Annotated in this window: 21 protein-coding genes and 1 pseudogene; 13 read left to right on the forward strand and 9 right to left on the reverse strand. The window is 70.2% G+C overall.

Features of this window, described 5'->3' with window-relative positions; genetic code table 11:
* Both nrdE and nrdF read left to right on the forward strand, forming a co-directional pair.
* A partial coding sequence (gene nrdE, locus ABT08_RS11135; RefSeq protein ID WP_288114976.1) for a class 1b ribonucleoside-diphosphate reductase subunit alpha occupies positions 1-2,106 on the forward strand: 2,106 nt, incomplete at its 5' end.
* Between the two features lie 34 nt (positions 2,107-2,140).
* Positions 2,141-3,115 (forward strand): class 1b ribonucleoside-diphosphate reductase subunit beta, encoded by a 975-nt coding sequence (nrdF, locus tag ABT08_RS11140; RefSeq protein WP_045248624.1) that lies wholly within the window; start codon positions 2,141-2,143, stop codon positions 3,113-3,115.
* A 58-nt stretch (positions 3,116-3,173) separates the two neighbouring features.
* Here the strand turns inward: nrdF and ABT08_RS11145 are convergent, their stop codons facing one another.
* On the reverse strand, positions 3,174-3,653 hold the full coding sequence (locus ABT08_RS11145) for a hypothetical protein (RefSeq protein WP_056210171.1): 480 nt from the start codon (positions 3,651-3,653) through the stop codon (positions 3,174-3,176).
* A 143-nt stretch (positions 3,654-3,796) separates the two neighbouring features.
* Between ABT08_RS11145 and ABT08_RS11150 the strand changes: the two genes are divergently transcribed.
* Positions 3,797-4,225 carry a MarR family winged helix-turn-helix transcriptional regulator gene (locus tag ABT08_RS11150; protein WP_045248626.1) on the forward strand — a complete coding sequence of 143 codons (429 nt, stop codon included), beginning with the start codon at positions 3,797-3,799 and terminating at the stop codon, positions 4,223-4,225.
* A 64-nt stretch (positions 4,226-4,289) separates the two neighbouring features.
* On the forward strand, positions 4,290-4,757 hold the full coding sequence (locus tag ABT08_RS11155; protein WP_288114977.1) for a DUF3817 domain-containing protein: 468 nt from the start codon (positions 4,290-4,292) through the stop codon (positions 4,755-4,757).
* Between the two features lie 81 nt (positions 4,758-4,838).
* On the opposite strand, the gene ABT08_RS11160 is transcribed toward ABT08_RS11155, so the two are convergent.
* On the reverse strand, positions 4,839-4,991 hold the full coding sequence (locus ABT08_RS11160; protein WP_048808808.1) for a hypothetical protein: 153 nt from the start codon (positions 4,989-4,991) through the stop codon (positions 4,839-4,841).
* Positions 4,992-5,075: 84 nt separating this feature from the next.
* On the opposite strand from ABT08_RS11160, the gene ABT08_RS11165 reads away from it, so the two are divergent.
* A complete protein-coding gene (locus ABT08_RS11165) occupies positions 5,076-5,864 on the forward strand; it encodes an LLM class flavin-dependent oxidoreductase (RefSeq protein ID WP_288114978.1) in 789 nt (262 codons plus the stop codon).
* A 31-nt stretch (positions 5,865-5,895) separates the two neighbouring features.
* Here ABT08_RS11165 and ABT08_RS11170 read toward each other — a convergent pair whose 3' ends face one another.
* A complete protein-coding gene (locus tag ABT08_RS11170) occupies positions 5,896-7,263 on the reverse strand; it encodes an MFS transporter (protein ID WP_288114979.1) in 1,368 nt (455 codons plus the stop codon).
* A 166-nt stretch (positions 7,264-7,429) separates the two neighbouring features.
* Between ABT08_RS11170 and ABT08_RS11175 the strand changes: the two genes are divergently transcribed.
* Entirely contained in the window at positions 7,430-7,813 is a 384-nt protein-coding gene (locus ABT08_RS11175) for a DoxX family protein (RefSeq protein ID WP_045248630.1), read from the forward strand.
* Positions 7,814-7,861: 48 nt separating this feature from the next.
* On the opposite strand, the gene ABT08_RS11180 is transcribed toward ABT08_RS11175, so the two are convergent.
* The gene (locus tag ABT08_RS11180) at positions 7,862-8,722 is read right to left on the reverse strand and encodes an NYN domain-containing protein (RefSeq protein ID WP_056210163.1); all 861 of its coding nucleotides are present in this window, start codon (positions 8,720-8,722) and stop codon (positions 7,862-7,864) included.
* Positions 8,722-9,705: a Gfo/Idh/MocA family protein gene (locus ABT08_RS11185; RefSeq protein WP_056210160.1), complete on the reverse strand. Its 984-nt coding sequence runs from the start codon at positions 9,703-9,705 to the stop codon at positions 8,722-8,724. The genes ABT08_RS11180 and ABT08_RS11185 overlap by 1 nt, the downstream gene beginning before the upstream one ends.
* 53 nt (positions 9,706-9,758) lie before the next feature.
* Between ABT08_RS11185 and ABT08_RS11190 the strand changes: the two genes are divergently transcribed.
* The gene (locus tag ABT08_RS11190; protein ID WP_288114981.1) at positions 9,759-11,087 is read left to right on the forward strand and encodes a M20/M25/M40 family metallo-hydrolase; all 1,329 of its coding nucleotides are present in this window, start codon (positions 9,759-9,761) and stop codon (positions 11,085-11,087) included.
* A gap of 78 nt (positions 11,088-11,165) precedes the next feature.
* On the opposite strand, the gene ABT08_RS11195 is transcribed toward ABT08_RS11190, so the two are convergent.
* From ABT08_RS11195 to ABT08_RS11205, 3 genes and pseudogenes are all read right to left on the reverse strand, one after another.
* Positions 11,166-12,470, reverse strand: coding sequence for an O-acetylhomoserine aminocarboxypropyltransferase/cysteine synthase family protein (locus tag ABT08_RS11195; RefSeq protein WP_288114983.1), 1,305 nt, complete (start codon positions 12,468-12,470; stop codon positions 11,166-11,168).
* Positions 12,471-12,524: 54 nt separating this feature from the next.
* Positions 12,525-16,423, reverse strand: a pseudogene (hrpA, locus tag ABT08_RS11200) (ATP-dependent RNA helicase HrpA).
* 12 nt (positions 16,424-16,435) lie between these two features.
* Positions 16,436-16,930: a MarR family transcriptional regulator gene (locus ABT08_RS11205; protein ID WP_056210155.1), complete on the reverse strand. Its 495-nt coding sequence runs from the start codon at positions 16,928-16,930 to the stop codon at positions 16,436-16,438.
* A gap of 93 nt (positions 16,931-17,023) precedes the next feature.
* On the opposite strand from ABT08_RS11205, the gene ABT08_RS11210 reads away from it, so the two are divergent.
* The 3 genes from ABT08_RS11210 to ABT08_RS11220 all read left to right on the forward strand — a co-directional run bounded on the left by ABT08_RS11210 (position 17,024) and on the right by ABT08_RS11220 (position 18,314).
* A complete protein-coding gene (locus tag ABT08_RS11210) occupies positions 17,024-17,410 on the forward strand; it encodes a DUF7882 family protein (protein WP_048808811.1) in 387 nt (128 codons plus the stop codon).
* Positions 17,411-17,439: 29 nt separating this feature from the next.
* On the forward strand, positions 17,440-17,967 hold the full coding sequence (locus ABT08_RS11215; RefSeq protein WP_056210153.1) for a MarR family winged helix-turn-helix transcriptional regulator: 528 nt from the start codon (positions 17,440-17,442) through the stop codon (positions 17,965-17,967).
* 98 nt (positions 17,968-18,065) lie between these two features.
* Positions 18,066-18,314, forward strand: coding sequence for a three-helix bundle dimerization domain-containing protein (locus tag ABT08_RS11220; RefSeq protein ID WP_056210151.1), 249 nt, complete (start codon positions 18,066-18,068; stop codon positions 18,312-18,314).
* 60 nt (positions 18,315-18,374) lie between these two features.
* Here the strand turns inward: ABT08_RS11220 and ABT08_RS11225 are convergent, their stop codons facing one another.
* Positions 18,375-19,916: a dolichyl-phosphate-mannose--protein mannosyltransferase gene (locus tag ABT08_RS11225; protein WP_045248638.1), complete on the reverse strand. Its 1,542-nt coding sequence runs from the start codon at positions 19,914-19,916 to the stop codon at positions 18,375-18,377.
* Between the two features lie 23 nt (positions 19,917-19,939).
* On the opposite strand from ABT08_RS11225, the gene rsmI reads away from it, so the two are divergent.
* From rsmI to ABT08_RS11240, 3 genes are all read left to right on the forward strand, one after another.
* Complete coding sequence (gene rsmI / locus ABT08_RS11230) at positions 19,940-20,758, forward strand: 16S rRNA (cytidine(1402)-2'-O)-methyltransferase (RefSeq protein WP_288114985.1); 819 nt, start codon at positions 19,940-19,942, stop codon at positions 20,756-20,758.
* Positions 20,759-20,810: 52 nt separating this feature from the next.
* Positions 20,811-22,385, forward strand: coding sequence for a methionine--tRNA ligase (gene metG / locus ABT08_RS11235; protein WP_056210147.1), 1,575 nt, complete (start codon positions 20,811-20,813; stop codon positions 22,383-22,385).
* Positions 22,382-22,710, forward strand: a 329-nt coding sequence (locus ABT08_RS11240) for a TatD family hydrolase (RefSeq protein WP_288114986.1), incomplete at its 3' end; no start/stop codon positions are given. The genes metG and ABT08_RS11240, both read left to right, overlap by 4 nt.

Raw genomic sequence — 22,710 nt, forward strand, 5'->3', positions numbered from 1 at the left:
GAGGGGATGGATTACCACTCCCTGAACGCGATGCTCAACCTGTACGACGCCGACGGGAAGATCCAGTTCGACGCCGACAAGCGCGCTGCGCGGGAGTACTTCCTGCAGCACGTGAACCAGAACACGGTGTTCTTCCACTCCCTCAAGGAGCGCCTCGACTACCTCGTCGAGAAGGAGTACTACGAGCCCGAGGTGCTGGGCAAGTACCCGTTCGCGTTCGTCGAGGAGATCCACCACCGCGCGTACGGCAAGAAGTTCCGGTTCGACACCTTCCTCGGTGCGTTCAAGTACTACACGAGCTACACGCTGAAGACGTTCGACGGCAAGCGCTACCTCGAGCGCTTCGAGGACCGTGTCGTCATGACCGCCCTCGGACTCGCCGACGGCGACCAGGACCTGGCGAACAACCTCGTGGACGAGATCATCTCGGGTCGCTTCCAGCCCGCCACGCCGACCTTCCTCAACACCGGCAAGGCCCAGCGCGGCGAGCTCGTCTCGTGCTTCCTGCTGCGCATCGAGGACAACATGGAGTCGATCGCCCGCGGCATCAACTCCGCGCTGCAGCTGAGCAAGCGCGGTGGCGGCGTCGCGCTGCTGCTGTCGAACATCCGCGAGGCCGGCGCCCCGATCAAGCAGATCGAGAACCAGTCCAGCGGCATCATCCCCGTCATGAAGCTCCTCGAAGACAGCTTCAGCTACGCGAACCAGCTGGGTGCGCGTCAGGGTGCGGGTGCCGTGTACCTCTCGGCGCACCACCCCGACATCATGAAGTTCCTCGACACCAAGCGCGAGAACGCCGACGAGAAGATCCGCATCAAGACGCTGTCGCTCGGTGTCGTCGTGCCTGACATCACGTTCGAGCTCGCCAAGAACGACGAGGACATGTACCTCTTCTCGCCGTACGACGTCGAGCGCGTCTACGGTGTGCCGTTCGGTGACATCTCGGTCAGCGACAAGTACCGCGAGATGGTCGACGACCCGCGTATCAAGAAGTCGAAGATCAACGCCCGCGAGTTCTTCCAGACCCTCGCGGAGATCCAGTTCGAGTCGGGCTACCCCTACATCATGTTCGAGGACACGGTGAACCGGGCCAACCCCATCAAGGGCCGGATCAACATGTCGAACCTGTGCAGCGAGATCCTGCAGGTCAACACCCCCACGACCTACAACGAGGACCTCTCCTACGCCCAGGTCGGCAAGGACATCTCGTGCAACCTAGGTTCGCTCAACATCGCGCTCGCGATGGACGGCGGCGACCTCGCCCGCACGGTCGAGACCTCGATCCGCGGCCTCACCGCGGTCAGCGACCAGAGCCACATCCGTTCAGTGCGCTCGATCGAGGACGGCAACGACCGGTCGCACGCGATCGGCCTCGGCCAGATGAACCTGCACGGCTTCCTCGCCCGCGAGCACATCCACTACGGCTCGCCCGAGGGTCTCGACTTCACGAACATCTACTTCTACACGGTGCTCTTCCACGCGCTGCGGGCGTCCAACCGCATCGCGATCGAGCGCGGGCAGACGTTCGAGGGCTTCGCCGATTCGACCTATGCGTCAGGTGAGTTCTTCGACAAGTACATCGACCAGGAGTGGGCGCCGCAGACGGCTCGCGTCGTCGAGCTGTTCGACGGCCACCACATCCCGACGCAGGACGACTGGCGCGAGCTGAAGGCCTCGGTGCAGCAGCACGGCATCTACAACCAGAACCTGCAGGCCGTGCCGCCGACCGGATCGATCTCGTACATCAACAACTCGACGTCGTCGATCCACCCGATCGCCTCGAAGATCGAGATCCGCAAGGAGGGCAAGCTCGGGCGCGTCTACTACCCGGCACCCTTCATGTCGAACGAGAACCTCGAGTACTACCAGGACGCCTACGAGATCGGCTACGAGAAGGTCATCGACACGTACGCCGCCGCCACGCAGCACGTCGACCAGGGGCTCTCGCTGACGCTGTTCTTCAAGGACACCGCCACCACGCGCGACATCAACAAGGCGCAGATCTACGCGTGGAAGAAGGGCATCAAGACCATCTACTACATCCGTCTGCGCCAGATGGCCCTCGAGGGCACCGAGGTCGAGGGCTGCGTCAGCTGCACGCTGTGAGCCCCCGCGACGAGAAGACGAGGAAGAACGGACGATGAGCGAGAAGCTCCAGCTCCTGAACAAGGTCCAGGCCATCAACTGGAACCGCATCGAGGACGACAAGGACGTGGAGGTGTGGAACCGCCTCACGGGCAACTTCTGGCTGCCCGAGAAGGTGCCGCTCTCCAATGACGTGCAGTCGTGGGCGACGCTGACCCCGGAAGAGCAGCAGCTCACGATGCGGGTGTTCACCGGCCTCACCCTGCTCGACACGATCCAGGGCACGGTGGGCGCGGTCTCGCTCATCCCCGACGCGCTGACCCCGCACGAGGAGGCCGTCTACACGAACATCGCGTTCATGGAGTCGGTGCACGCCAAGAGCTACTCGTCGATCTTCTCGACGCTGTGCTCCACGAAGGAGATCGACGAGGCGTTCCGCTGGTCGATCGAGAACGAGAACCTGCAGCGCAAGGCTCAGATCGTCATGGACTACTACCGCGGCGACGAACCCCTCAAGCGCAAGGTGGCCTCGACGCTGCTCGAGTCGTTCCTCTTCTATTCGGGCTTCTACCTGCCGATGCACTGGTCGAGCCGCGCGAAGCTCACCAACACCGCCGACATGATCCGCCTCATCATCCGCGACGAGGCCGTGCACGGCTACTACATCGGCTACAAGTTCCAGCGGGGACTCGAGAAGGTGGACGAGGCAACCCGTCAGGAGCTGAAGGACTACACCTTCTCGCTGCTGTACGAGCTTTACGACAACGAGGTGCAGTACACGCAGGACCTCTACGACGGCGTCGGTCTCACCGAGGACGTCAAGAAGTTCCTGCACTACAACGCCAACAAGGCGCTCATGAACCTCGGCTACGAGGCCATGTTCCCCTCGACGGTGACCAACGTCAGCCCGGCGATCCTCTCGGCACTGTCGCCCAACGCCGACGAGAACCACGACTTCTTCTCCGGCTCGGGCTCGTCGTATGTCATCGGCAAGGCTGTCGCGACCGAGGACGACGACTGGGACTTCTGATCCCGTCCGAACGGCGAGGGCCCCACACTCGTGGGGCCCTCGCCGTCGGCGGAGGCACTCAGGATGACGCCTTCGCGACCACGTAGTTCGCCACGAACGCTCCGCTCGTCGAGGGGTCCGGACCCCACGTGATCACGACGCTCCACTGCGATGAGGCGAGGTGCTGCACGTGATTGCCGTCGGAGGAGAAGTCGCCGTCGAGTGAGTAGCCGGCGGACTTCAGCTTGTCTACGGCGCTGGTGATCGCGGCTTCGCTCGACGTCTGCACGATGATCGAGTAGCCGCCGTTGACGGAGACCGAGGTCGTGATCTTGCCCTCGGGTGCGGGGATGTCGCTCGGCCACCCGGAGGGCAGAGAGCCGCTGGTGGAGACGTTGACGCCCGCATCGGCGGCGGCGGATGCGGCGGCGCTGGCGACTCCCGCAGCCTGGCTGGCGACGGCGGCTCCCTGCTGGACGAGCGCGGACACCTGTCCGCAGCCGGCGAGGGCGAACGCCACGGCGACGGTGGCGGGGAGGACGAGATAACGGGGTGACATCGGGACTCCTCATGCGTGTGGTGACGGGGGTGACGAGGCCGAGTGTTCCATGGGTGCACGGATCGCGCATGGGGAGAGTGGCGACTTCCGTCTGCCCGCGGGGCACCGTGCCACGGGCCGCGGGCCGGTCTAGCATGGCTGTCATGTCTGAACGCCCCCCCTTCAGCCCGGTGATCTCCCTGTTGACGATGTCGTCGATCTGGGACGGGCAGCTCGGCGCGGCGCTGAAGGACCTGGGTCTCACCACGCGGAAGTACGGTCTGCTGGCGCACATCCGGGCGACGCCGGGCATCTCGTTCAGTGAGCTGGCCCGCCGCTCCCAGATCACGGTGCAGACCGCCCACACTGCCGTCCGCGCGCTCGCCGATGACGGCATGGTCGCCGACGGCACGGCTCATGCCGGCTCGGCGTCCGATCTGCGCGTCACGGAGAAGGGTGACGCGGCCCTCGATGAGGCCGATGCCCGCCTCGCCCGCCTCGACCGCGACTTCGCGGCGGCGTTGCCGGCGTTGACGGACGCGCTGCAGGGGCTGCACGAGGAGCCGTTCGCAGGGATCCTTCAGGGTTCCTGAAGCCCTTCAGATAGACTGAAGGATGTCGCGGGAGCCGCGGCATCCGATCTCTGCTGGAGGACCCGTGTTCCGCACCCCGTCCGCACTGTTCCGCGTGCTTGCGATCGCCGAGGCGATCACCTGGACGCTTCTGATCACCGCCCTGATCGTGCGGGCGACCACGGGGGTCGCGATCGCGGTGACGGTCGCCGGCGGCGTGCACGGCTTCGTCTTCCTGGCGTATGGCGCGACCGCCGTTCTCGTTGCGAAGAACCAGCGCTGGCATCCGCTGCGCGCCGTCGTGGCGATCGGGAGCGCGGTGATCCCCTACGCGACCATCCCGGCGGAGATCTGGTGGCTGCACCGCACCGGCGCGCTCGCGGGGGACTGGCGGCTGCACGCGGGGAGCGACCCGCGCGACGAGCGGTGGCACGACCGCCTCATGCGTGCGATGCTTCGTCGCCCCGGACTTCTTGCGGCTCTGCTCGTGGTGGCGGTCGTCGTTATCTTCACGGGGCTGCTGATCGTCGGCCCGCCCGGCGGAAAGGCCTGAGTCGGGCGAAGCGCCTGAGCCGGGCGAGCCGGCGGCGCGTCGGGCGGAGCGCCTGAGCCGGCCGGAAGACCCGCGCTGGGCCTACTTGGCGCGGGCGTGGATCGGGAGTGCGATCGCTGCCGACACCAGCAGGATGCCACCGAAGAAGATGATGGCCTGCAGGCCCGGCACCGCGAACGCGATACCGAAGCAGAACATGCCGAGCAGGAACAGCAGCAGCGCCACGATGAACATGGGTCTCCTTCGGGGGGATGGGACTTCCGACAGGATATCGGGCGCACGGCCCGCGCCGTGACCGGCGTGAGGCAAGCTTCCCCCATGACGACTCGACATGGAGACCTCTCCCTGGGCGTCGCAGGTGCCCTTGGCGCTGCGCGCATCGCGGACATCGCGGTGCGCGCGGAAGCCGCCGGCTTCGCGCGCCTCTGGGTGAACGACACCCCCGGCGGCGACGCGCTGGCGGGCCTGGCTGCGGCCGCCGAGCGCACGAGCAGCATCGGGCTCGCGACCGGCGTCGTGCCCATCGACCGGGTTCCCGCTCGCGGCCTTGCCGAGCGGGCGACGCAGATCGCCGGTGCCTCCGGCCGCCTCACGGTGGGGATCGGCTCGGGACGCCTGCGCGAGGGTGCGCTCGCGCAGGTCGCCGAGGCGATCGGCGAGTTGCGCGAAGCCGGGGTGCCCGTGCTCGTCGGCGCGCTGGGACCACGGATGCGGCGGCTCGCCGTGACCGCCTCCGACGGCGTGCTGCTCAACTGGCTCACGCCACGAGCCGCGGCGGATCAGACCGCTGCGCTGCACGAGATCGCGCCCGACGCGCACGTCGCGCTCTACGTGCGGTGGGCGCTCGAGCCGGCCGCCCGCGCCCGGCTCGACGACGAGGCATCCCGGTACGACCAGGCGCCGGGATACGCCGAGAACTTCGCCCGGCTCGGGTTCCGCGCCCACGACACCGTCCTCGCACCCGACTCGGCCGATGCGCCGGGGCGGGTGAGGGCCTATCGCGAGGCGCTGGACGAGGTGGTGCTGCGTGCGATCACCCCGACCGACGCTCCCCATGAGTTCGCGGCGCTCATCGATCGCGCGGGGCGATGGCTGGCAGACGCGTGACGGGGTGAGGGGGCGGATGCCGCGGCATCTCTCAGACCCGCGCGCCCGCCGCGGGTGCCGCCGCCCGCCGCGCAGCGTCGATGCGGTCGAGCTCGTGGAGCGAGGTGCCGCGGGTCTCCCGCATCGTGAGCACGGTCACGAGCGTCACGATCGCGGCGATACCGAGGTAGATCGCCACCGGCAGGGGCGAGCCGAACGACGTCAGCAGCGCGGTCGCGATGATCGGTGCGAGCGACCCCGCGACGATCGAGGTGACCTGGTAGCCGAGCGACACCCCCGAGTAGCGCATGCGCGTGGGGAAGAGCTCCGCCATGATCGCGGGCTGCGGGGCGTACATGAACGAGTGGATGACGAGACCGAGGCAGATCGCGAGCACGATGACGAACGGGTCGCGCGTGTCGAACATCGGGAACGCGATGAATCCCCACGCGATCGCGAACACGGCGCCGATCGCGTAGACGGGCTTGCGGCCGATGCGATCCGACAGTCCTCCCACGATCGGGATGACGATCGTGTGCACGATGTGGGCGACGACCAGCAGGGTGAGGATCTCGGCCGTGTCCATGCCGAGCGCCACCTTGAGGTAGGTGATCGAGAAGGTCACGACGAGGTAGTACATGATGTTCTCCGCGAAGCGCAGGCCCATCGCGGTCAGGACGCCACGGGGGTACCGACGCAGCACCTCGAACACGCCGTACCGCGTGTCATCGGCCGCTGCCGCCTCACGCGCCTGCACGAAGAGGGGAGCGTCGTCGACGCGGGTGCGCACGTAGTACCCGATCGCGACGATCACGACCGACAGCCAGAACGAGACGCGCCAGCCCCAGCCGAGGAACGCCTCGGGCGTGAGCGTGCGGCTGAGCACCAGCAGCACGATCGTGGCGAGCAGATTGCCGATCGGCACGGCCGCCTGGGGGAACGACGCCCAGAAGCCGCGGCGACGGTCGGGGGAGTGCTCGGCGACGAGCAGCACGCCGCCGCCCCATTCGCCGCCGACGGCGAAGCCCTGCAGGAATCGCAGGATCACCAGCAGCGCGGGAGCGAGGTAGCCGACCTGCTCGAAGGTGGGGAGGCATCCCATCAGGAACGTCGTGACGCCGACGAGGATGATCGCGAGCTGCAGCAGCTTCTTGCGGCCGTACTTGTCGCCGAAGTGTCCGAAGACGATGCCGCCGAGAGGGCGGGCGATGAAGCCGATCGCGTAGGTCACGAAGGCGGAGATGATGCCCGCGTACGGGTCGTTCGACGGCGGGAACATGACGACGTTGAACACGATCGTCGCGGCGGTGGCGTAGAGGAAGAACTCGTACCACTCGGCGACGGTGCCCGCCATCGATGCGGTGACGACCTTGCGTAGTCCGCTGGTCTTCGGTTCTGCGGGGGATGCGGCAGATGCCATGCGCTGATACCTCCTTGTAGGCGCAGGTGCGACGGATGTCGCGGCCCGAAGTTACCTGAAAGTCAATTCAGGTTTCAAGACCGGATGCCGCGTGTCGCCGTCCCCTGGATGAGAGTTCTCTCATCGACCCCTCGACATCGGCCGCTCGCCGCAGTGGAATGGGGTCATGCGCGTTGCAGCCCGATGGCTCCTCGGCGTCGCGATGGTCGTCGCCGGCGTCTCCCACCTCACGTTCCTGCGGTCGGACTTCCGAGCCCAGGTGCCCGAGACGATCGCCGAGCTGTCTCCGCTCGACGAGGATCAGATCGTGCTCGCATCGGGCGTGGTCGAGATCGCCCTCGGCACCGCCGTGCTCGCGGCCCGGCGCCGACGCGGACTCGTGGGCGCGGTGCTCGCCGCCTTCTTCGTGGCCGTGTTCCCCGGCAACCTCGCCCAGTTCGCCAACCAGCGCAGCGCGTTCGGGCTCGACACCGACGCGAAGCGGTTCATCCGACTTCTCTTCCAGCCGGTCCTCGTGGTCTGGGCGCTGTGGGCGACGCGCCGCGGGTGAACGGGGGCGCCGCACCCATCGGCCGAGCGGCCGGCGCTCGGGGGCGGATCAGCGCTTCGCGTCGACCAACCGGATACGCACGATGTTGTCGGTCTCGTCGAGTTCCGCGATCTCCGGATGCGCCAACACGAACTCGCTGAAGCTGCGGTGTCCGAGCGCCTTCTCGCTGAACGACGGGTCGAGGCGCAGCAGCAGCGCCTTCACGGCCGACGCGTGCTGCCACTGCGACGGGTCCTTGTCGTTCTCGAGGCGCAGCGCGCGTTCGAGCAGCTCGGCGGCCGGGTCGACCTGGCGCTTGCGGGCGCGCGGGCGTGAGGGAGCGGCATCCTTCTTCTGCTCGGGAGCCGCGACCCCCGGAAGCGAGTCGTACGAGTCGAAGCGGTCGCACGCGGCGGCCAGAGACTTCGCGGTCGATCCCGCCACCCCGACGCCGACCACGAAGCGTCCCAGGCGCTTGCAGCGCTGCGCGAGCGGCACATAGTCCGAGTCGCCCGCCGCGATCACGACGTGGGTGAGGTCGGGCAGGCGGAACATGTCCTCGACGGCGTCGACCGCGAGCCGGATGTCGGCGCCGTTCTTGCCGTAGGCGGCCGCGGGGAACAGCTGCACGAGATCGACCGCGCGCGCGACGAGCTGCGAGCGATACTCGGCGTTCACCGGGGCGGACCAGTCGGCGTAGGCACGCACGAGCACCAGCGTGCCGAAGGACGTCGCATAGTCGATGATCGCGCCGATGTCGACGGTGGCGGCGGCGAGACGTTCGGCGACCTCGGTGTCGCCCGTACCCTCGGCGATGCGGGTGCGGTCGCGGCTGTACGAGCCGCGGCCGTGCACCCGGTCGTACCAGCTGATGACGATGTTGTCGAAGTCGAGGTACACCGCCACGCGGGGCGTCGTGGAGTCGGGCATCAGCTCTCCCCGGGGTAGCTCACGCCGAGCTGCGAGCGGATGTCATCGAGCGCCGCCATGATCGCCACCGTCTCGTCGATCGGCAGCAGATCGCTGTCGCGCCCGCCGTCCGCGATGATGCGCTCGGCGGCCAGTGCCTGGTACTGCATGCCGCGCCCCGTGACGCGGTTCTCCCACGTCTCGGCGACCGTTCCGTCGGGGAGGGTGAGGCGCGCGGTCGTCGGCGTGTACCAGACGTGGTCGATGTCGATGCGGGCATCGGTGCCGATGACGTGCGCGACGTTCGGGCCGGCGGCCCGCGACGACGACAGCGTCGTCGCGATCGCGCCGCCGGCGTGGGTCGAGATCGTGGCGACCTCGGTGTCGGCGCCCGTCTCGCCGAGGCGTCCGCGGGCGACGAGGGATTCCGGTGCGCCCAGCAGATCCCACGCGAACGAGATCGGGTAGATGCCGAGGTCGAGCAGGGCGCCCCCGCCGAGCGCGAGCGCGTTGATGCGGTGCGACGGATCGGTCGGCAGCGACTGCGTGTGGTCGGCCGTCACCGTGCGCACCTCACCCAGCCGGCCGCCGCGCACGAGCTCGCGCACCCAGGCCATGTGGGGCAGATAGCGGGTCCACATGGCTTCCATCGCGAGCACGCCCGCCGAGCGCGCCGCGTCGCGCACGGCCGCCGCCTGCGCGGCATCCTGGGTGAACGCCTTCTCCACCAGCACGTGCTTGCCGTGCGCGATCGCCGCGAGGGCGTTCTCGGCGTGCAGCGGATGCGGCGTCGCGACATAGACGATGTCGACGTCCGGGTCTGCGACCAGCTCCTCATAAGACCCGTGCGCCCGCGGGATCTCGAACCGCTCGGCGAACCGCGCCGACGACTCGGCCGAGCGCGAGCCCACAGCCGCGACGTCCAGGCCCGCGTGCCGAAGGTCGGAGGTGAAGGATGTCGCGATCCCACCGGTCGCGAGGATGCCCCATCGAAGCCCGCTCATGCGTCGAGCGTAGCCCTGCGGCATCCTCTGGCGCGCGGTCGTAGGCTCGGGGGGTGACCACTGCGATCGACAGGTTCATCGAGCTGCTGCGCATCCCGACCGTGTCGTCGGTCGACGAGGAGAACGTCGACTGGGGGGTCTTCGCGACGTTCCGCTCCGCACTCGTCAAGCTCTACCCTCTCGTGCACGAACGACTCGAGGTGGAGCTGGTCGCCGGCCACGCGCTGCTGATCCGCTGGCCGGGACTCAGCTCCGGCGCCCCGCTCGTTCTCATGGCGCACCAGGACGTCGTGCCCGCAGACCCCGCCGAGTGGACGACCCCGCCCTTCTCTCCGACGGTGTTCGGCGAGGGCGAGGACGAGACGATCCGTGCGCGTGGCGCGATCGACGACAAGGGGGCGCTGGTCGCGATCCTCGAGGCCGTCGAGGCCCTGCTCGCCGACGGATTCTCGCCCGCGCGAGACGTCTACCTCGCCTTCGGGCACAACGAGGAGACCGCGGGCGACGGCGCCGGCGCGATCGTCGCCGTGCTCGACGAACGCGGCGTGCGGCCCGGCCTGGTGCTCGACGAGGGCGGCGCCGTCGTCGAGGGCGTGCTGCCGGGCGTCACGCGGCCGACCGCGATGATCGGGGTCGCCGAGCGCGGCGTCATGACCCTCACGCTCACCGTCGCCGAGGCCGGCGGGCACGCCTCCACACCGCCGCGGATGCCCGCGACCGCTCGGCTCGCGCGCGCGATCGATCGTCTGCGCCGAACCCCGTTCCGCACTCGCATCACCCCGCCCGTGCGCGCGATGTTCGCCACGGCCGCGCAGGCGGCGCCGCCGGCGCTCGCCGCCGTGTTCCGCTCGCTCGGGTGGACGGGGCCCGTGCTCTCCCGGGCGCTGGCACTCCTCGGCCCCGAGACGAACGCGCTGGTTCGCACCACGGCCGTCGTCACCGAGCTGAGCGGGGCGACGGGCGAGAACGTGCTCGCCACGCGCGCCAGAGCGGTCGTCAACATCCGCCTTCTCCCGGGCGACACGGTCGAGGGAGTCACCCGGCACGTGCGTCGCGCCGTGCGCGACGACCGGGTCGAGGTCGAGGTGTTCCGCGCGTCGAACCCGTCGCCGGTCTCGCCGTGGCGCGGTGAGCCGTGGCAGCGTCTCTCGGCCGCCGTCCGGTCGGCTCTCGGTGACGACGTGCTGGCGACCCCGTACGTGCAGTTGGGGGCGAGTGACTCGCGGTTCTTCACCGCGATCAGCGAGCACGTCTACCGGTTCACGCCGTTCCACCTGACGCGCGCGGAGCGCGACTGCCTGCACGCTCCCGACGAGCGCATCCGCGTGCAGGTCTGGCTGCGCGGGATCGAGTTCTACCGCGACCTGCTGCGCGCGAGCTGACGTCGAAGCCGGCGGCGGGATCGCACCGGAGGCTGCGCGGCCGCCCGGCCGGGCCCGGGTCGCCGCGGCGGTCGGGTCTCAGCCGAGCGCCTGCACCAGGTCGGCGATGATCTCGTCGGGATCCTCGAGGCCGATCGACAGTCGCACGGTGGTCTCGGAGATGCCCGCCGCGGCTCGCTGATCGGGCGTCAGGTGGCTGTGGGTCATGGACGCCGGGTGGGCGACCATGCTGCGCGCGTCGCCGATGTTCGCGACGAGCCGCAGCAGCCGCAGCCGCTCGACGAACTGCTCGACGAGGGCGAAGTCGCCGTCGGCGTCCCCGGTCGAGACGAGGTCGACGGAGAACACGGATGCCGCACCCCGCGGAAGGTACGCGAGGGCCGCCGCGTGCCACGGGCTGTCGGGGAGCGATGGATGGTGCACCTTCGCGATGCGTGGGTGGTCGGCGAGGGCGAACGCGACCTTCTCGGCGCTCTCGCTGTGCCGGCCGAGCCTCAGGTCGAGGGTCTCGACGCCCTGCAGCAGCTGGAAGGCGCTCGTCGCCGACAGCGTCGGACCGAGGTCGTGCACGTACTTCGTCTTGATCAGTGCGATGAAAGGCGACCCCCGCTCGCCGAACCGTTCGACGAGGCTGTCGCCGCCGGTGCCCGCGTAGGGCGCGGTCAGCTGCGGCCAGCGCTCGGGGTGCGCCGTGAAGTCGAACGTGCCGAGGTCGACGATCACGCCGCCGAGGGTCGAGCCGTGACCGCCGAGGAACTTCGTCGCCGAGTGCACGACGATGTCGGCGCCGAATTCCTTCGGGCGCTGCAGGGCCGGGGTCGCCACGGTGTTGTCGATCACGAGCGGAAGCCCCGCCGCGTGGGCGACCTCGGCGACCTCGCTCACCCGCAGCACCTGGGCGAGGGGGTTCGCGACCGACTCCGCGAACAGCACGCGCGTCGTCGGACGGATGGCCGCGCGCCAGGCGTCGATGTCGTCCTGGTCGACGAACGTCACCTCGATGCCCCAGTCGGGGAACGTGTCGTGCAGCAGGTCGACGGTGCCGCCGTAGAGCTGGCTGGCGGCGACGATGTGCTGTCCCTGGTGCACGAGGGCGAGGAGGGAGAGAGCGACCGCGGCCTGTCCCGAGGCGACGCCTGCGGCAGCGATGCCGCCCTCGAGAGCTGCGATGCGCTCCTCGAGCACGAGCACGGTGGGGTTTGCAGCGCGCGAGTAGATGTCGCCGTTCTTGCGCAGTGCAAACAGGTCACGCGCTTCGGCGAGCGAGGAGAACGCGAACGCGGCGGACTGGTAGATCGGCGGCACGGCGGTGTGCACCTCGGTGCGCGGGTCGTAGCCCGCCTGCACCTGGGCCGTCGCGAGCGAGCGTTCGGGGAGCGTCATGCGCTCATTGTCGCGGCTCGATCTTTGTGCCGCACCGTCGTGTGTCCGTGCGTGTCAGGAGTCGCCGGCGAGGGCTTTGACGATGCGCGGGAGAGAGACCGACTCGGCCGTGCCGAGGCGCTGGGCGAACAGGCTCACCCGCAGCTCCTCGAGCAGCCACCGCGCCCGCACGAGCGGGGCCGGCGCACCGGGCGGCAGCGGTAGCGTCCCGCCCGCCTCGGCGTATGCGGTTGCCGCGCGCTCGAACTCGGTCTGGCGCTGCCGGTCGCGGCCGGGATTGTCGCCGAGGGCGGCGAGGCGGTCGAGAGACCCCTGGAGGTAGCGGGGGAGATGGGCGAGACGGTCGAGGCCGGTCGCCGAGACGAACCCGGGGTGCACGAGGCCGGCCAGCTGGCCGCGCACATCGGCGAGCGGGGCGATGAGGGTGATCGACGTCTGCGCCTTGAGCGCCCGCTCCACGTCGCGCGCGAGCACCAGGATGCGCGCGGTGAGCGAGACGGCGGCGAACAGCGCATCGGTCACCTCGGACGAGAACGCGTCGCGCGCGGCGGTGAAGGCCTCGCGGGTGCGGATGCCGCCGGGGTGCCGCGCGATCACGGCGTCGGCGACGGCGCCGCGGGCATCCTCGACGAGCGCCCGGGCGCTCGGGTAGGGCGATGCGGCAAGGGCGAGCTTCTCGGTGGCGGTGAGGTGCTCGAGCACGTAGGCGGCGGGGGAAGGCACGGCGAGCAGCAGCAGGCGCCGCACACCGTCACGCGTGGCGCGGGCGGCGGCCTCCGCGGTCGCCTGGATGCGCAGCGCCACGCTCTCGCCCTCATCGACGAGCGCGGGGTAGCCGCGCACCGTGCCACCGGCGACCCGGCTGTCGACGAGCTCGGGCAGGACGTCGAGGTCGAAGTCGGTGAGACCGGCGCGTTCGACGAAGCCGCCCGCGACGGGCCCCGTCTGGCGGGGTCCGGGAACGGGTGCGGATGCCGCGGCCTGCGGCCCGCGCGCGAGGGATCGCGCGACCGAGGAGCGCGCGCGGTCGGCGAGGCGGGACTGCAGGTCGGCGAGGTCGCGTCCGCTGCCGACCGCGCGGCCGCGATCGTCGACGACGCGGAACGACACGGCGAGGTGGGCGGGCACGCGGTCGAGCTCGAAGTCGGCGCCCGACACCGGCTGGCTGGCGACGCGTCGGATGCGGTCGGCGAGCGCCTCGGCGAGGGAGCGCGCCGGGAGTCCGTCGTGGTGTTCGGGGGCGTCGGCGGCGATCTCCTCGGCGAACCGCGCGGCGAAGTCGGCGGCCGGCACGACGTGGCGGCGGATGACCTTGGGGAGGGCACGGATGAGGGCCGCGATCAGCTCGTCGCGCATCCCGGGCACCTGCCAGTCGAAGCCCGCGGGCTGGAGCGAGGCGAGCAGGGCGAGCGGCACGATCGCCGTCACGCCGTCGTCGGGAGCCCCCGGCTCGAAGCGGTAGGCGAGCTGCAGCACCTGGTCGCCCTGCGTCCACCGCGCGGGGAAGTCGCCGGCGGCGGCCGTGCCCGACCCGTCGAGCAGGTCGTCCTCGCGCAGGTCGAGCAGGTGCGGCGTGCGGGACGCGGCATCCTTCCACCACGTCTCGAACGAGCGCAGGTCGAACACGTCGCGCGGGATGCGGGCGTCGTAGAACGCGAACACCGCCTCGTCGCCGGCGAGGATGTCGCGTCGACGCTCGCGCTCTTCGACCTTCTCGAGTCGGCGTCGCAGGTCGAGGTTGCGTCGAGCGAAGGCGGTGAGCGTCTTGCCCAGGCGTGTCGGGTCCCAGTCCTCCTCGACGAGCGCGTGCCGCACGAAGAGCTCCCGGGCGAGGTCCCGATCGAACCGGGCCAGCTGCACCCGGCGGCGCGGGATGATCTCGACCCCGAACAGCGTCACCTTCTCGGCTGCGACGGCGGCGCCGGCGTCCTTCGACCAGTGCGGGTCGCTGAGCTGACGTTTCGCGAGGTCGCCCGCGAGGGCCTCCGCCCAGGCGGGATCGATCGCCGCGGCCGTGCGGGCGTACAGCCTGCTCGTCTCGACCAGCTCTGCCGCCATGACCGCGTCGGGAGCCTTGGCCCTCACGCCCGAGCCGGGGAAGATCGCGAAGCGCGCCCCCCGCGCCCCGCGGTACTCGGCCGCCGGGCGGCGTCCCTTCGGCGGCGCGGTGCCGGCGAGCCGGTCGTCGCGGATGCCGATGTGGGACAGGAGCCCCGCGAGGATGGCCTTGTGCACAGCCACCGGGTCGGCCGCGGCATCCGGCCGATCTGCGCGCTCAGCTGCCGGTGCACGTCGAACCACTCGCGCACCCGCACGTAGTTCAGGAACTCGGCCCGGCACGCGCGGCGGAACGCGCTCGAGCCGAGCGCGGACTGCTGGGCCCGCAGGTGGCGCCAGAGGTTCAGGAGCGTGAGGAAGTCGCTCGTCGGGTCGGTGAAGCGGGCGTGCTGCCGGTCTGCCTCCTCGCGGCGCTCCTCGGGGCGTTCGCGGACATCCTGGATCGACAGGCCCGCGACGATCGGCAGCACGTCGGCGACGACGCCGGTGCGCTCCGCCTCGATGAGCATGCGGGCGAAGCGCGGGTCGATCGGGAGGCGGGAGAGCCGGGTGCCGACCTTCGTGAGACGGATGCCGTCGCGGGACCGGGTCACGGCACCGAGCTCGACGAGCAGGTCGACCGCCGCCGTGACCCCGCGGGAGTCCGGCGGGGTGAGGAACGGGAACTCGGCGATGTCGCCGAAGCCGAGCGCCAGCATCTGCAGCACGACCGACGCGAGCGAGGTGCGCAGCACCTCGGGTTCGGTGAACTCGGGCCGACGGTCGAAGTCGGCCTCCGCGTAGAGCCGGATGGCGACGCCCGGCGCCGTGCGGCCCGCGCGGCCCGAGCGCTGCTGCGCCGACGCCTGCGAGATCGCCTCGATCGGCAGCCGCTGCACCTTCGAGCGGGCGCTGTAGCGCGAGATGCGGGCGGTGCCGGTGTCGACGACGTAGCGGATGCCCGGAACGGTGAGGCTCGTCTCGGCGACGTTGGTCGAGAGGATGACGCGGCGTCGGAGTCCTGCGACGGTCGACGGCTCGAACACCCGGTGCTGCTCCGCCGCCGACAGACGCCCGTACAGCGGCAGCACCTCGGTCGGCGAGCGGTCGCTCGCGAAGGCGGCGCGCACGGCATCGGCCGCATCGCGGATCTCCGCCTCGCCGGGGAGGAACACGAGCACGTCGCCGCGGGGCTCGGCATCGAGCTCGCGCAGTGCCGCCACGATCGCGGACACCTCGTCGGCGTCGCCGGGGGGAGAGGCCGCATCCTCGTCGTCGGCATCGTCCGCATCGTCGGGGAGTTCCGCGACGAGAGGGCGGTACCGCACCTCGACCGGGTAGGTGCGGCCGGACACCTCGATGACGGGCGCGGGGGAGCCCGTGGCATCCGAGAAATGACGCGCGAAGCTCTCGGGGTCGATCGTCGCCGACGTCACGATGACCTTCAGGTCGGGACGCTGCGGGAGGATGCGCCGCAGGTAGCCGAGCAGGAAGTCGATGTTGAGCGAGCGCTCGTGCGCCTCGTCGATGATGATCGTGTCGTAGCGGCGCAGCAGCCGGTCGCGGTGGATCTCGTTGAGCAGGATGCCGTCGGTGACGAGCGCGATGCGGGTGTCATCGGTCACCTGGTCGGTGAAGCGCACCTTGTATCCGACGAGACCGCCGACCTCGACCCGCAGCTCCTGCGCGATGCGTTCGGCGATCGTCCGCGCCGCGAGCCGGCGGGGCTGCGTGTGGGCGATGCTCTCGCGGCCGAGCTCGAGGCAGATCTTCGGCAGCTGGGTGGTCTTGCCGGAACCGGTCGCGCCCGCGACGATGACGACCTGGTGGTCGCGGATCGCTGTTGCGATCTCGTCCCGCGCGGCGCTGACGGGCAGCTCGGCCGGGTAGACGATGACGGGCTGCGCGGGGGGCATGGCCGTCACATCCTACCGGCGGGGACGCCCGCCGCCGGCGGGGTCGTCGTCGTCGACCACGCCTTCGTTCAGTGCAGCGACGAAGCCGTCGAGTGCGCGGGCGAGGGCGTCGCGCTCGACGTCCGAGAGGCTGGCCGCGGCCTCGAGCTGGTGCTCGTGCGCGGCGCGCAACACCTTTCGCACGGGAGAGTCGGCGGGAATGGTGGGTTCCAGCACGATGCTGCGCCGGTCGCTCGGATGCGCCGCGCGGCGGAGCAGCCCGGTGTTCTCGAGCCGGTCGATGATGGCCGTCGCTGCCGCGCTCGATGCGTCGAGGGTGCGGGCCACCTCGCTCGGGGTGACAGCGTGCCGCACCTCCTCCGCGTCGAGCAGCAGCCGCACGAGATCGAGGTCGCGGCCGCCGAGCCCGAGGCGCCGCCGCACGTCGCGCTCCGCGTCGCCGAGTGCGCGCTGCATACCCGCGAGCGAGCGCAGCAGTCGCTCGGGGTCCGTCGTGTACGCGCTCACGTCGCCGCCTCCTCGCGGAGCAGTCTACCCGCGATGGTTTGCTGATTTAGCTAATCTAGTGAGATACTCAGCCAGCGAACGAAAGGATGACTCATGGGCACCATGTTCTACGGCAACGGGGGCGGCATCCAGGTCGACGACCGCACCCTCGAGCACCTGCGACTCGCCGTCGCCACCCGTCTGAGACGTGGGGAATCGTTCATGGTGAGCATGCCGGTGGATGAACCCGGCCTCGGATCTCGGCGCAATCTCTGGGTGTCGCCGGCCATCCCGCTGCAGTTCATCGCGGCCGGCAGCAGGATGCCCTCCCTCAACCGGCTCTGGATCCAGGCGATGGGCGAGAGCGAGGACTCGACCGGCACTCTGACGGTGATGCCGGAGGCCGAGGCGGCGTCATACCTCGAGCGCAAGCACCTGCGCACCATGAACCAGCTCGCGCCGCACGACGACGCGCCACGCGAGATGCGCGTCGCCGGGTGAGACGCATCCCTCGCCTCTATCATCGGAGCATGCCCTCCAGCGAGTTCGACGACAGCGGGTACTGGTACGCCGACACGGAGGACGCGCGTCGCGCGCGAGCCGTCCACCTGCTGCAGGCGTTCCGTCTCTACCGCGCCGCCGAGGTCGCCATGCGTCGTCGCACGCGCGACGCGATGTCGATGGGCGAGAACGACCTGCTCGTGCTGCGCTACCTGCTCAAGGCCCAGCAGGAGGGCCGTTCGGTCTCGCCCGGTGAGCTGTCCCGCTACCTCGGCACTTCGACCGCCGCGGTCACCGCGATCATCGACCGACTCGAGCGCTCGAACCATGTGCGGCGGGAACGCCATGAGAGTGATCGCCGCAGCATCTACGTCGTGCCGACCGCGGAGAGCGACGACGAGGTGCGTCGCACCCTCGGTGACATGCACGACCGCATGCTCGACGCGGTCATCGACCTCAGCCCCGACGACACCCTCGTGGTGCTCGACACGCTCGCCCGCCTGCAGGCGGCGGTCGATCAGGTGCAGCCGGGAGCCCACGCGGGCGCCCGACGCTGAGAACGCGGCCCGCGGGTCGTTCACGAGGCGTGTAGCCAATCCAGTTTCCTACCCGACGGACATTCGACCCGCGACAGGCGGGCTGGGAGGATGACAGCGTGACCCCCGATTCCGAGCTGCCGTTCGTCGTGGACGGTTACGAGCTCACCTCCTACGCGGGCAGCGTCGATCGACTCCTCGCCCGCCACCCGGCGAGGTCCCGCACCGAGATCGAGGCCGTTCTGGCGCGCGAGCACGACGCGTTCACGGGCGGGCGCCCAGTCGCCATCCCCGTCGCCGTGGAGAACGGTGCCGACGAGGTGCTCTCGCTCCGCGAAGACGACGCGGCCGACGGCGCCGTCGCCTGACGGTCGCGCCGCGACATCCGATCCACCCGCGTCGAGCCCCGCGGGTTCATCCGTGCCGGGTCAGATCCAGCTCTGCATCCAGTTGTGCAGGCGCCAGAAGTCGTAGGGCACCGGCATGGCCGTCCACACCGGGTACCAGAAGGCCGACAGCACGACGGCGACCCCGAGGAAGACGAGGACCACGCCCTGCCCCGAGCGTCGCCGGGCGGGAGAGGCATCCGGACCGCCCGCGATGTCGCGCGCGGCCAGGGCGACCGCGATGACGAGGAAGGGCAGCATCACGATCGTGTAGAACTGGAAGATCGTGCGGTCGGGGTAGAGCAGCCACGGCACATACGTCGCGATGATCCCGACGAGCACGAAGCCCGCCGCCGCATCCGGTCTCCGAACGAACCGCACCAGCAGATAGATCGCGGCGGCGATTCCCGCCCACCAGATGAGCGGGTTCGGGATGCTCGAGATCGCCTGCACGCCGTTCGCCCCCTGCTCCCAGTACATCGAGGTGGGGCGGATGAGCAGCGGCCACTCCCAGGCCGGGCTCTGATAGCTGTGCGGGGTGTGCAGGTTCACGTTGAAGCCGTACATCGCGCCGTGGTAGACCCACAGGTTCTGCAGCGGCTGCGGCAGGAGGGCGGCGAGCCCCGCAGGCGGCGCGCCCGAGTACTGCCGGTCGTAGCCGCCGGCGGTCACGAGCCACCCCGTCCACGAGACGACGTAGACGACGAGGGCGACAGGCAGCATCAGCACCGCAGACCAGAGCCCCTGCCGCACGGCGTCCAGGTGCCACATCCGGATGCCGAGACGCCACCGGGCGACGGCGTCGGAGATGACCACGTAGACACCGAGCGCGGCGATGACGTACAGCCCCGACCACTTCACGGCCGTCGCCGCGCCCGCTGCGGCACCGGCCGCGAGCAGCCACGGGCGGTTCCACAGCAGCCGGCCCCACGCGCTCGGCCGGTCGGGGTCCCGGGCGCCCAACCGGCGATCGCACCACGCGCGGTCGAGGAGGACGAACCAGAACGCGAGGATCACGAAGAACGTGAGGATGCCGTCGAGGAGCGCCACCCGGCTCATCACGATCGCGAGCCCGTCGATCGCCATCAGCAGCGACGCGATCGTGGCCGCGGCCACCGACCGGGTGAGCGCCTTCGTGACGAGGTAGACCAGCAGCACGGTGGCCGTGCCGAGCAGCGCGACCGAGAATCGCCAGCCGAACGACGACGCCGGGCCGAAGATCCACATGCCGAGTCCGATGATCCACTTGCCGAGCGGAGGATGCACGACGAAGCTGCCGGACGTCTCGTAGTCGTCGGTCACGCCCTGCTCGAACGCGCCGTTCGCGTTGGCGGGCCAGTTGGCGGGGTAGCCCAGGTTCCACTGGCTCCATGCGTCCTTGACGTAGTAGGTCTCGTCGAAGACGATCGCGTGCGGGTTCTGCAGGTTCCAGAAGCGCAGCACGGCCGCGAGGAGGGTCACCAGCAGCGGCGCCAGCCACGAGATCCGACGCTGCAGGGCGGCATCGGCCCGCACGCGCATCGCCCACCGGTCGTAGCGGGAGAGGGGTGCGTTCTCGAGGAGGGGCGGCGCGGTGCGGCTCACGGGCACCAGCCTATGCTGGGGCGGTGTTGAAGCTCGCGGCGACTCCGATCGGCAACCTCGGCGACGCGTCGACGCGGCTGCGAGAAGTGCTCGAGGCCGCCGAGGTCATCTGCGCCGAGGACACCCGCACCGCCCAGCGCCTGCTCGCCGGCCTCGGCATCGAGAACCGCCCGCGGCTGATCGCGGTGCACGACCACAACGAGAAGCAGAAGGCCGCCGAGGTCGCGGCGCTCGCCGCGACGCGCGAGGTCGTGCTGCTCAGCGACGCGGGTATGCCGACCGTGAGCGACCCGGGCTACGCCGTGGTCGCCGAGGCCGTCGCACAGGGCGTCGAGATCACCGTCATCCCCGGTCCGTCCGCCGTCGTCACCGCCCTCGCGCTCGCCGGCCTCCCGACCGATCGGTTCACCTTCGAAGGCTTCGTGCCGCGAAAGAGCGGGGAGCGGGCGTCGGCGTTCGGCGCGCTCGCCGGCGAGCGCCGCACGATGGTGTTCTTCGAGGCGCCGACCCGCCTGGCTGCGACGCTCGCCGACATGGGCGCGGCGTTCGGCGGAGATCGCCGCGCGGCCGTGTGCCGCGAGCTCACGAAGCTGCACGAGGAGGTCGTACGCGGCGGCCTCGCCGAGCTCTCCGCCTGGGCGGAGGCGGGCGTGCGCGGGGAGTGCGTCGTGGTGGTCGCGGGTGCGGAGCCGGTCTCCGTCTCCCTCGACGACGCCGTCGCGCGGGTGATCGAGCTCGACCGGGCGGGAACCCGATTGAAGGATGCCGCGACCGCCGTCGCCGCCGAGACGGGACTCGCCTCCCGCGACCTGTACCAAGCGGCCCTCGCGCGCCGCGGCTGAAGAGGCCGTCACAACGGCGAGGAGGGGCATCCGGCCCTTCTAGAATCTATGGGTGACGTCCGGTTCCTCCTTCTACATCACGACGCCGATCTATTACCCGAGCGATGTGCCGCACATCGGCCACGGGTACACGACCGTCGCGGTGGACACCCTTGCCCGCTGGCACCGCCAGGCGGGCGATGACACCTGGATGCTGACGGGCACCGACGAGCACGGGCAGAAGATGCTGCGCGCCGCGGCCGCCAACGGCGTCACCCCGCAGGAGTGGGTCGACAAGCTGGTCGGCGAGGCGTGGTTCCCGCTGCTGACGACCCTGGACGTCTCGAACGACGACTTCATCCGCACCACCCAGGAGCGGCATGAGGAGGGCGTCAAGCGTTTCGTGCAGGCGATCTACGACCGCGGCTACATCTACGCCGGCGAGTACGAGGCGCTGTACTGCGTGGGCTGCGAGGAGTTCAAGCCCGAGAGCGAGATCGTCGACGGCACCGGCCCGTTCGAGGGTCTGAAGGTCTGCGCGATCCACTCGAAGCCGCTCGAGCTGCTGCAGGAGAAGAACTACTTTTTCAAGCTCAGCGAGTTCACCGAGCCCCTGCTGAAGCTCTACAAGGACAACCCCGACTTCATCCGTCCCGAGTCGGCGCGCAACGAGGTCATCTCCTTCGTGCGCTCGGGCCTGAAGGACCTGTCGATCTCGCGTTCCGCGTTCGACTGGGGCATCAAGGTGCCGTGGGACGACACGCACGTCATCTACGTGTGGGTCGACGCGCTGCTGAACTACGCGACCGCCGTCGGCTACGGCGCCGACGAGACCCAGTTCGAGCGCCGGTGGCCGGCGTTCCACGTGGTCGGCAAGGACATCCTGCGCTTCCACGCGGTCATCTGGCCGGCGATGCTGCTCGCGGCGGGTCTCGAGGTTCCGCGCGGCGTGTTCGCGCACGGCTGGCTGCTCGTCGGCGGCGAGAAGATGTCGAAGTCGAAGCTCACCGGCATCGCGCCGACCGAGATCACCGACACGTTCGGCTCCGACGCGTACCGCTTCTACTTCCTGTCGGCGATCGCGTTCGGCCAGGACGGCTCGTTCTCGTGGGAGGACCTCTCCGCCCGCTACCAGGCCGAGCTCGCCAACGGTTTCGGCAACCTCGCCTCCCGCACGATCGCGATGATCGAGCGCTACGTCGAGGGCATCGTGCCGCCGCCGGCCGCGTATGCGGAGGGCGATCTCGCGATCCAGAAGATCGTGGCGGATGCCGCGGCGAACGCCGATGCGGCCATCGAGCGGTTCCGCATCGATGAGGCGATCGCCGCCATCTGGACCATCGTCGACGCCCTCAACGGCTACATCACCGAGAACGAGCCCTGGGTGCTCGCCAAGGAGGACGGCGACCGCGAGCGGCTCGGCACCGTGCTCTACACGGCGGCCGAGGGGCTGCGGGCCCTCGCCGTGCTGCTGAGCCCGGTCACCCCGATCGCGACAGAGAAGCTCTGGATCGCACTCGGCGCCGCGGAGAGCCTGGGGCGCCTGGTCGACCAGCCGCTGCGGGCGGCGGGGAGCTGGGGCATCCTTCGTCCCGGCACATCTGTCAACGGGCTGTCTCCTCTCTTCCCGCGGGTCGAGACCGCGTGAACGCGCAGGTTCCGAGCGATCCCAGCCAGTACGTGCGCGAGCGCACGGCCGACGGGCGCAAGGACCTGCGCTATCCCGACGCGCCGGAACCCCTCGCCGTCGCCGTCTACGACAACCACACGCACCTCGAGATCGCCGACGGCGACTCCCCGCTGACGCTCGGCGAGCAGCTCGACCGGGCCGAGGCCGTCGGCATCGCCGGCGTCGTGCAGGTGGGCGGCGACATCGAGTCGTCGCAGTGGTGCGCGTGGGCTGCTGAGCAGGACCGCCGGGTGCTCGCCGCCGTCGCCCTGCACCCGAACGAGGCGCCCGAGTACGCCGCCGC

The organism is Microbacterium sp. SCN 71-21 (assembly GCF_001725695.1).
Classification (GTDB): domain Bacteria; phylum Actinomycetota; class Actinomycetes; order Actinomycetales; family Microbacteriaceae; genus Microbacterium; species Microbacterium ginsengisoli.